Annotated in this window: 7 protein-coding genes; all 7 read right to left on the reverse strand. The window is 69.5% G+C overall.

The window, feature by feature from the left end:
• Nucleotides 1-191: 191 nt before the first annotated feature.
• The 7 genes from D7V97_RS36815 to D7V97_RS36845 all read right to left on the reverse strand — a co-directional run bounded on the left by D7V97_RS36815 (nt 192) and on the right by D7V97_RS36845 (nt 7,483).
• Entirely contained in the window at nt 192-1,277 is a 1,086-nt protein-coding gene (locus D7V97_RS36815; protein WP_120615293.1) for an aldo/keto reductase, read from the reverse strand.
• 149 nt (nt 1,278-1,426) lie between these two features.
• Nucleotides 1,427-1,762 carry an HPF/RaiA family ribosome-associated protein gene (locus D7V97_RS36820; protein ID WP_120615287.1) on the reverse strand — a complete coding sequence of 112 codons (336 nt, stop codon included), beginning with the start codon at nt 1,760-1,762 and terminating at the stop codon, nt 1,427-1,429.
• 153 nt (nt 1,763-1,915) lie between these two features.
• Nucleotides 1,916-3,358 carry a S41 family peptidase gene (locus D7V97_RS36825; RefSeq protein ID WP_120615288.1) on the reverse strand — a complete coding sequence of 481 codons (1,443 nt, stop codon included), beginning with the start codon at nt 3,356-3,358 and terminating at the stop codon, nt 1,916-1,918.
• Nucleotides 3,359-3,405: 47 nt separating this feature from the next.
• Nucleotides 3,406-4,794 (reverse strand): DUF2079 domain-containing protein, encoded by a 1,389-nt coding sequence (locus D7V97_RS36830; protein WP_233583456.1) that lies wholly within the window; start codon nt 4,792-4,794, stop codon nt 3,406-3,408.
• Between the two features lie 99 nt (nt 4,795-4,893).
• The gene (locus D7V97_RS36835; RefSeq protein WP_120615290.1) at nt 4,894-5,472 is read right to left on the reverse strand and encodes a DUF1629 domain-containing protein; all 579 of its coding nucleotides are present in this window, start codon (nt 5,470-5,472) and stop codon (nt 4,894-4,896) included.
• Between the two features lie 2 nt (nt 5,473-5,474).
• On the reverse strand, nt 5,475-6,317 hold the full coding sequence (locus D7V97_RS36840; RefSeq protein ID WP_120615291.1) for an AHH domain-containing protein: 843 nt from the start codon (nt 6,315-6,317) through the stop codon (nt 5,475-5,477).
• A gap of 131 nt (nt 6,318-6,448) precedes the next feature.
• Nucleotides 6,449-7,483 carry a zinc-dependent alcohol dehydrogenase family protein gene (locus D7V97_RS36845; RefSeq protein WP_120615292.1) on the reverse strand — a complete coding sequence of 345 codons (1,035 nt, stop codon included), beginning with the start codon at nt 7,481-7,483 and terminating at the stop codon, nt 6,449-6,451.
• Between the last annotated feature and the right edge of the window lie 191 nt (nt 7,484-7,674).

Genomic DNA, 7,674 nt, shown 5'->3' on the forward strand with positions numbered 1-7,674 from the left:
GCGCCAGACCACCCACCCACCCGACTGCCAGGGGACCGATACTAGGAACGGCCCCCGTTCGCGCTACCGCGAGCGTCCGGTCCTGAACGCTCCGGCCGCCGTTTTCCCGCTGGCATGGGCCCAAACGTAAGGCCTCGCACGCGACGGTGTGGGCCCCTGTGCCGACGGGGCCGGTGTTTCCGCAGCCCGGATCAGTAGCGCTGGGCGTCCGTCTTGGGCGTCAGCTGGCTCGGCGCGGCCTGCACGCCGTTCACGCGGAGGCCCGCGTGCATGAAGGACGGGGCGTTCTGGAGGAAGGCCGCCGGGAAATCGAGCGTGGGCTGGGAGAGCGCATCCAGCGCCTTCACCTGCTCGGGCGTGAGCTTCAGGTCCAGGGCCCCCAGGTTGTTGTCCAGTTGCACCATCGTGCGCGCACCCAGGATGGTGGACGCCACGCCCGGACGACCCTGCACCCAGGCCAGCGCCACGCGCGCCACCGTGGAGCTCTGCTCCTTCGCCACGCGCTGGAGCAGGTCGATGAGGGCGTAGGTCTTCTCGTTGAGAGAACTCTCCGTCCACGCGCCCCGGTCCGCCTTCTGCTTGCCCGCGTTCTCCCGCGTGTACTTGCCGCTCAGCGCCCCGCTGCGCAGCGGCGACCACGGCGTCACGCCCAGCCCCAGCTCCAGCGCCATGGGGATGAGCTCGCCCTCCACCGTGCGCTCCAGGAGCGAGTACTCCATCTGCAACGCCACCAGCGGCGCCCAGCCCCGGAAGTACGCCGTCACCTGCGCCTGCGCCACCTTCCACGCGGGCGTGTCGGAGAAGCCCACGTAGCGGACCTTGCCCGAGCGCACGAGGTCGTCCAGCGCGCGCATCGTCTCCTCGATGGGCGTGTGCACGTCCCAGGCGTGCATCCAGTACAGGTCGATGTAGTCCGTCTGGAGCCGGCGCAGCGACTCCTCGCACGCGGCCAGCACCGACTTGCGGCCCGCGCCGCCACCGTTCGGATCCTTCTCGAAGAGGTTGCCGAAGAACTTGGTGGCAATCACCACCCGGTTGCGTTTCGACGGCTCCTTCCCCAGGTGGTCCCCGATGATCTTCTCCGAGTGGCCGAACGTGTACACGTTCGCCGTGTCGATGAAGTTGCCGCCCCGCTCGATGAAGCGGTCCATGATGGCGTTGGACGTCTGCACGCTGCTGCCCCAGCCCAGGTCCTCACCGAACGTCATGGCTCCGAGACAGAAGGGACTGACGCGCAGGCCGGAGCGGCCCAGGGTGACGTAGTGGTTGAGCGACATGAGTGGGCTCCCCGCGGAGAAGGTGGCGCGGTCGATGGCGCACGGAGAGAACCCCATGCGCCCGACCGCGCCAACGCCCCCCGACCCCGGACGTCCGGCGCGGAACAGCGCCGTGCCGCGTTCCGACTCCCGGGTGACACCCGCTCCCGTCAGCGGTGGTGGGCGTGCAACTTCTCCGCGTGGTGCTGGAGCTGGCGGCGCGCGGCCTCGAAGGCATCCGTGACGGCCTGGTAGGCATCCGCGTGGGTCGCGAGCTGCGCCGGATCGCGATCCGCGATGATGTCCCTGCCCGGCACGTGCAACGCCACCCGGACGTGGAACTGATGGACCTGCGCGTGGTGGCGGTGAGGCTCCTCCACCACGACTTCGCAGCCGGTGATGCCCTCGAAGAACTGCTCCAGCTTGTCGGCCTGACCGCGGATGTGCTCGCTCAGGGTTTCGCTCGTCTCCATGCCCCGGTAGGTGATTCGCAGTGCGCGCTTCATCGTCCGCCTCGGGTGTGATGGCTCCGTCCTCCGGAGCCGGTGTTCGAGTCAGGTTCAGTGCATAAGCCCTGCCAGCGCGCGCTCCGTGGAGGTGGGGGGACTGCCTGCCGGGGCAGGATGGGTCCCCCGCCCCGGTGCGCGGGGCGCATTGCCTCACGGCAGCCTGCGCAGCCGGGGCAGCAGCTCCGTCACCGGGCGGCCCAGGTCCTCCGCGTCCAGGTACACCTGCACCGCGTGTCCCACGCCTTCCACCGGCTCCGCGAAATAATTGCGCTTGTTGGGCACCACCCACGCGAAACCTGTGCGCGGCAGGACGAAGCTGGGGGCGTTACCGTAGGTGAGGAAGCCGCCCGTGCGCTCGCCCACCATGGGTGCGCCCGTGGCGCGGTTCAGCGCGTAGGCCGCGCTCTCTCCCGACGACGCGGAGTCGCGGTCCACCAGCACCACGATGCGTCCGGTGTACGCAGTCTTCGCGTGGCCTTCGACCCGGCCGCTGTCGAACACGGGCCTCGAGGGCTCAGGCGGCACGGGCCACTTCGCGCGGAGCGCCTGTCGCTCCGCGAGCGCTTCCGGGGTGCCCAGCCGCCCGTCGATCGCCTGCCGCATCACCCGCGAGTTCCATTCGAAGCACGGGTAGAACGCGCCGTGCATCCACACCTCGCCCGAGGAGAACCACGGGCCCCGCACCATCGTGTCCAGCCACTCGTACACGTAGCCGTCGTCACCGCCGCTGTTGCCCCGCAAGTCGAACACCAGCAGCTTGTGCTTGCGGTGCTTCGGCGCGTCCGCGACGAACTGGCGCAGCCGCGCCTCCGCTTCGGGCGGGCCGGAGAAGCGGCGCAGCGTGATGATGCCCACGTCGCCCTTCGGCTCGTACGAGTACACGTCCGCGGGCGCCGGCTGGGGCGGACGCTTGGGACGGACCGTGAGCGTGAGCGACGTGGCGCCACACTTCAGCGCCCGCGTGTCGCCTCCGCCCTTCGCGGATACGGTGATGCGCTGTGCCTTGGAGCCGTCCGGCTTCAGCACCGGCGCGACCCGCAGCGTGTCCGCCTGCGCGCCTTCGAGGGTGTTCGCGTCGCAGGACTCCCGCGCGAGGCCCGTCGGGGCTTCGGCCTGGTACTCGCGGAAGGCGAGCCGCGGATCATTCCGGAGCACGCCCAGCCATCCGGACGGGCCGAAGTGGTTGTCCGTCAGCGCCTCACGGATGGCGACCGTCGGCGCGAGCACGCCGTCCTGGAAGGACACGGTGGGTCCGGACGCGGCCACCTTCGCGCTCCAGTCCTCGAAGAAGCGATCCGGATCAAACGTGCGGTGCGCGAGCAGCTCCGGCCAGCCGGAGTACGTGGTGCGCAGCAACTGGTGCAGGAAGCGCACGTCGTCAGCGAGGGCGGCGCTGTCCACGCGCGTGTCGGGCGTGGGCTTCGGTTGGCGGAACGCGCTGGCGAGGAGGGGGCTGTCCGGGTCGTAGCAGTACGCGGCGCCGCTGAGCTTCGGATCCAGGTAGGGCGCGCGCGGGGTGGAGGGCACGGAAGCGTCGGGCGTGGAGGGGGCCGCCACCGCCAGCAGGCCTCCCAGGACGAGGGTGAGGTGCATGCCCCTTCATACGATGCGGGCCCCGGCGCCATTGCCGGAAGTGGACCTCAGCGAGCGGCGGTGAAGCGTCCCCGCGCGAGGAAGACGTTCGCGTCGTCGATGAGCACCTGCGTGCCCGGCTGGGAGCGCCACAGGGTGATGAGCTCTGCCATCCGCTCCCGGGTGATGGGCCGCACGTTGCCCCGGGGCGGCTTCTCCACCAGCACCAGGTCGTAGACGTGGACGTCGTCGGGTTGGGGCCCGCCCACCATGTAGATGTCGTCCCGCTCGGCCACGTTCGCCACGAGGTTGCCCTCGAGCAGGACCTTGCCGCCCGGGTTCGCGCCAAGCACGTCCCACGCGCGCTGGAGCGACGCGAGGCGCGGCGCCGTGGCCGGACACTCCTCCGGGTGGACCTCCGGCGCGAAGACGGCGCGCCGCGCGTTGCGAAAGAGGTTGTCGTTGGTCGTGAAGAGCAGCACGCCCGTCGCGATGAGCACCCAGGCTGGAGGACGGCGCTGGAGCAGCAACGGCAGCAGCGTCAGGGCCGCCGCGGCCATCAGCGGGGCTCCGTACTGGTCGCGCCACGCCATGCCCAGGAAGCGGATGCCAATCATGGGCAGCAGCAGCGACAGCCACACCCAGTCGGGCTTCCACTTCTGACGCCACGCCCACAGCGCCACCGGGATGAAGACGGCGAGCAGCGTGCCGATGCGCCGGAGGTGCTTCGGCGCCAGCCGCTCCGCGAGGTAGCCGCCCAGGCCCTGGCCCGGGGTCGGCATCAGCCGCGTGCGGTAGTCCACCGTCTCGCCCGTCCACCCGGAGCGCCCGAAGAACACGAACGCGAGCCACGCCGCCGACAGCGTGAACACCATCAGCGCGACGCGACGCTCGCCCCGCAGCCAGAGCCCTCCCGCGAGCATCAGGCCCACGAAGGGGAACTCCTCCTTGCACGCGAACAACAACACCAGCGACGCGAGCATCCACCCCGTGCGCCGCAGGCAGTACGCCACCGCGAGCATCGACCAGGGCAGCATGGCCCAGGCGGTGGGATGGATGGGGTAGATGAGGGCCGCCAGCGTGCCGGCGTTGAAGAGCAGCACCGCGGACAGGAGCACCGTGGAGGCCCGGTCCAGCAGGCCGCGCGCGTGGAGCCACACCAGCGGCGCGATGGAGAGCAGGATGAAGGCGGCCTCCGCCACCAGCCCCGCCCACATCGCCGGCATCAGCTCGCGCAGGGGCCGGGCCAGCCACAGCACGGGGTCGAAGTGATCCGCGAAGATGTGGACCTGTCGCGCGCTGAGCCACGGGTTCGGATCCCGGAAGGACAGCCGCGCCAGCGCCTGGCTGTAGATGCCCAGGTCGTAGGTGGAGAAGCAGGAGCGCGCGGCCTGGAGCCACACCGGCGCCACCGCGACCAGCGCCCAGACGAGCACCACGGCGGGCAGCGCGAGCACGCCGGGCAACCCGCGGCGGGAGGGGGGGGAAGTCGGAACGGGGGTCATCGCTGGCGCGGCCCGTCTAACGCATTCCCTCCGAGGACACCAACACCCGCTCTACAGTGCGATGTTCTCGGGGCGGAAGAACTCCAGGTCGCGAATGCCCGCGGCGAGGACCGCCTGCTTGACCTGCTCGTGGACGATGACGGCGGAGTTGTTCTCCGCCAGTCTGAACATCAAGAAGCCATGCGCCTTCCGCGGGTCGATGACGAGCCGGTCGAAGGAGACGTCGACGAGCGGGATGCCGTCATGCACCGTGGCCACGGACTTCGCCATGTCCGCCGCCGAGACCATGCCAATCACATTCACGGCCTTGTAGTCGGTGTGCCACGTGCCCGTGTCCGGGTCGAAGATGCGCGCTTCGTACGTATCCAGGTTGTCAACGCCAGCCACCTTGAGCGCCGCGAGCAGTGCATCACTGTAGAGCGGTACCCTGCCATCGTAGAGAGAGGCCATGGCGGGGCTCATGTCCGGGTTGATGGGATCGTAGGGCTCCAGCCGCAACTCGAGGGGCGTCCTGATGGGCTTGGTGAAGACCTGCCCATCATCCCACCAGACCCCCTGAGCATCGTTGCGGTCCGTGTCGCAGAAGCGGGCGGGGTGGGCTGCATAGAGGCGACCAAGGACATAGTACATGGCTAGGAACTCCTGGGCTGGAGGATGCGCTCGTGGATGTATGCGAGCGAGAAGCGAGACGTGACGAGGTTCTCCCGCCAGGCAGGGCCCGGGTTGGTGACGAAGCGCTGGAGGCGGCGAGAGATGGTGTTCAGGCGCAGCACGAGCATCTTCATCTGCCGCTTCTTCGGGTCCTCGTCCGGTTCCTGCCGTGCCTCAGGGCACCAGAGGCTCTGTCCCTTCTCAAGCTTCTTCGCGAGCAAGTTCAGTTCGCGGAGCACGAATTGACTGTAGTCCTTGTGAGCGTCGTGGAACTGGCAGCGGAGTGCCTCGATCGCGGCGAAAGCGTATTCTTTCGGGTCCTTGCCATACATCGCGAAGAAGCCAGTTCCTTCGGGACCCCAACTCGCCAGCCCGTTCCGTCCGCGCAATGCGTAGTTGCCAGCCAGCCAGGCTCCATTCTCCTGACCGTTGACGTCGTAGCCGATGTTGCCCACGGCCATCCCCTCCGAATGGAGGTATGGCATGAGGTCGCTCTTCTTCAAGGTCGCGTTGCCGGGGATGAGGTGATGCGCGGCGCTCTGCACCGGCAACCCGCCTTCGATGCCATCGATTCGCACCTCCGCCTCAAGCTGCGGCAGCCCCGCCGCGACGAGCGCCGAGCCAAGCCTGCCCGCGCAGTTGCGAAAGGCCATGCCCTCCAAGGTGATGCCTGGCAGTTCGTTGGCATCCTCATCAAAGCTGTCAGTGAGGACGTTGTTCTCCTCCGTCGGCTCCTGGGAGGCCGTGCAGAAAGCGCACGTCTCCTCCGAGTGCTCCGGGTGGTGGTTCAGCGCAGCAAGTACACCTTCGCCCAGTTCTGGCATCTGACGAACGCCCCCTGCGGGTCAGCAGCACTGCCTCGCTTGTGGGAGCGACAGCTAACAAAACCACGGGGCTTCCTCAAGCAGGTGAGGAGTTGGGGGCCGCAAGCGCAAGGGAAAGGGCCCACCCCGCACTACGCAGGACGTTCGCGATGGAGGGATTCGCCCGTGCCCGTCAGGTCCAGCACCGCAGCCCCGCGCACGCGCCCTTCACGCAGGGCCCGGAGCGCTTCGTTCGCGGAGGCCAGGGGAAACCGCTGGACCTCGGTGCGCACGGGCACGCGCGGGGCGAGCGCCAGGAAGTCCACCGCGTCCAGGCGCGTGAGGTTCGCCACCGAGCGCACCACCCGCTCCTCCCACAGCACCAGATAGGGGAACGCGGGGATGTCACTCATGTGGATGCCGCCACACACCACCACGCCGCCCTTGTCCACGGCGCGCAGCGCGGCGGGCACCAGCGCGCCCACGGGGGCGAAGAGGATGGCCGCGTCCAACGGCTCCGGCGGGAGCTGCTCCGAGCCTCCCGCCCACACCGCGCCCAGCTCGCGCGCGAACGCCTGCCCCTCCACGTCACCCTTGCGCGTGAAGGCATACACCTTGCGCCCCTGGTGCCGCGCCACCTGGATGAGGATGTGCGCGGCGGCGCCAAAGCCATACAACCCCAGCCGGGGCCCCTCGCCCGCCATGCGCAGGCTGCGGAAGCCGATGAGCCCCGCGCACATCAGGGGCGCGGCCTCCACGTCCCGGTACGACGACGGCAGCGGGAAGCAGAAGCGCGCGTCCGCCACAGTGTACTCCGCGAAGCCGCCGTCCAGGTCGTAGCCGGTGAAGCGCGCGGTGTCGCAGAGGTTCTCCCGCTCGGAGCGACAGAAGCGGCACTGCCCGCAGCTCCACCCCAGCCACGGCACGCCCACGCGCGTACCGGGGACAAGGCCCCTCACCCGCTCGCCGGGTGTCACCACCGTCGCCACGATTTCGTGGCCCGGCACCAGCGGCAGCTTCGGCTGGGTCAGCTCGCCGTCCACCACGTGCAGGTCCGTACGACACACGGCGCAGGCGTGGACCTTCAACAACACCTGCTCCGGCCCGGGCTCCGGAATGGGGAGGTGCTCCTCCCGCAGCGGCTGCCCGGGTGCGTGGAGCACCATCGCCCGCATGGTCCCTGCCATGGCCCGCCTGCCTTCCTGCCCGCGGCCTTCCCCGCGCGGGGGTTCAAGGCAAGGTAGTCAGTGCCAGATGACCTGACCGCTGCCGCTCACGCGCACCTGCGTGGAGAGGGCGTGGCCGAAGAGGTCCACGCTCCCCGACGAGTCGAGCGCGATGACCACCCCGCCCCCGTCCACATACGCGGCCACGTGCC

This window comes from Corallococcus sp. CA053C (genome assembly GCF_003611675.1).
Lineage (GTDB): Bacteria > Myxococcota > Myxococcia > Myxococcales > Myxococcaceae > Corallococcus.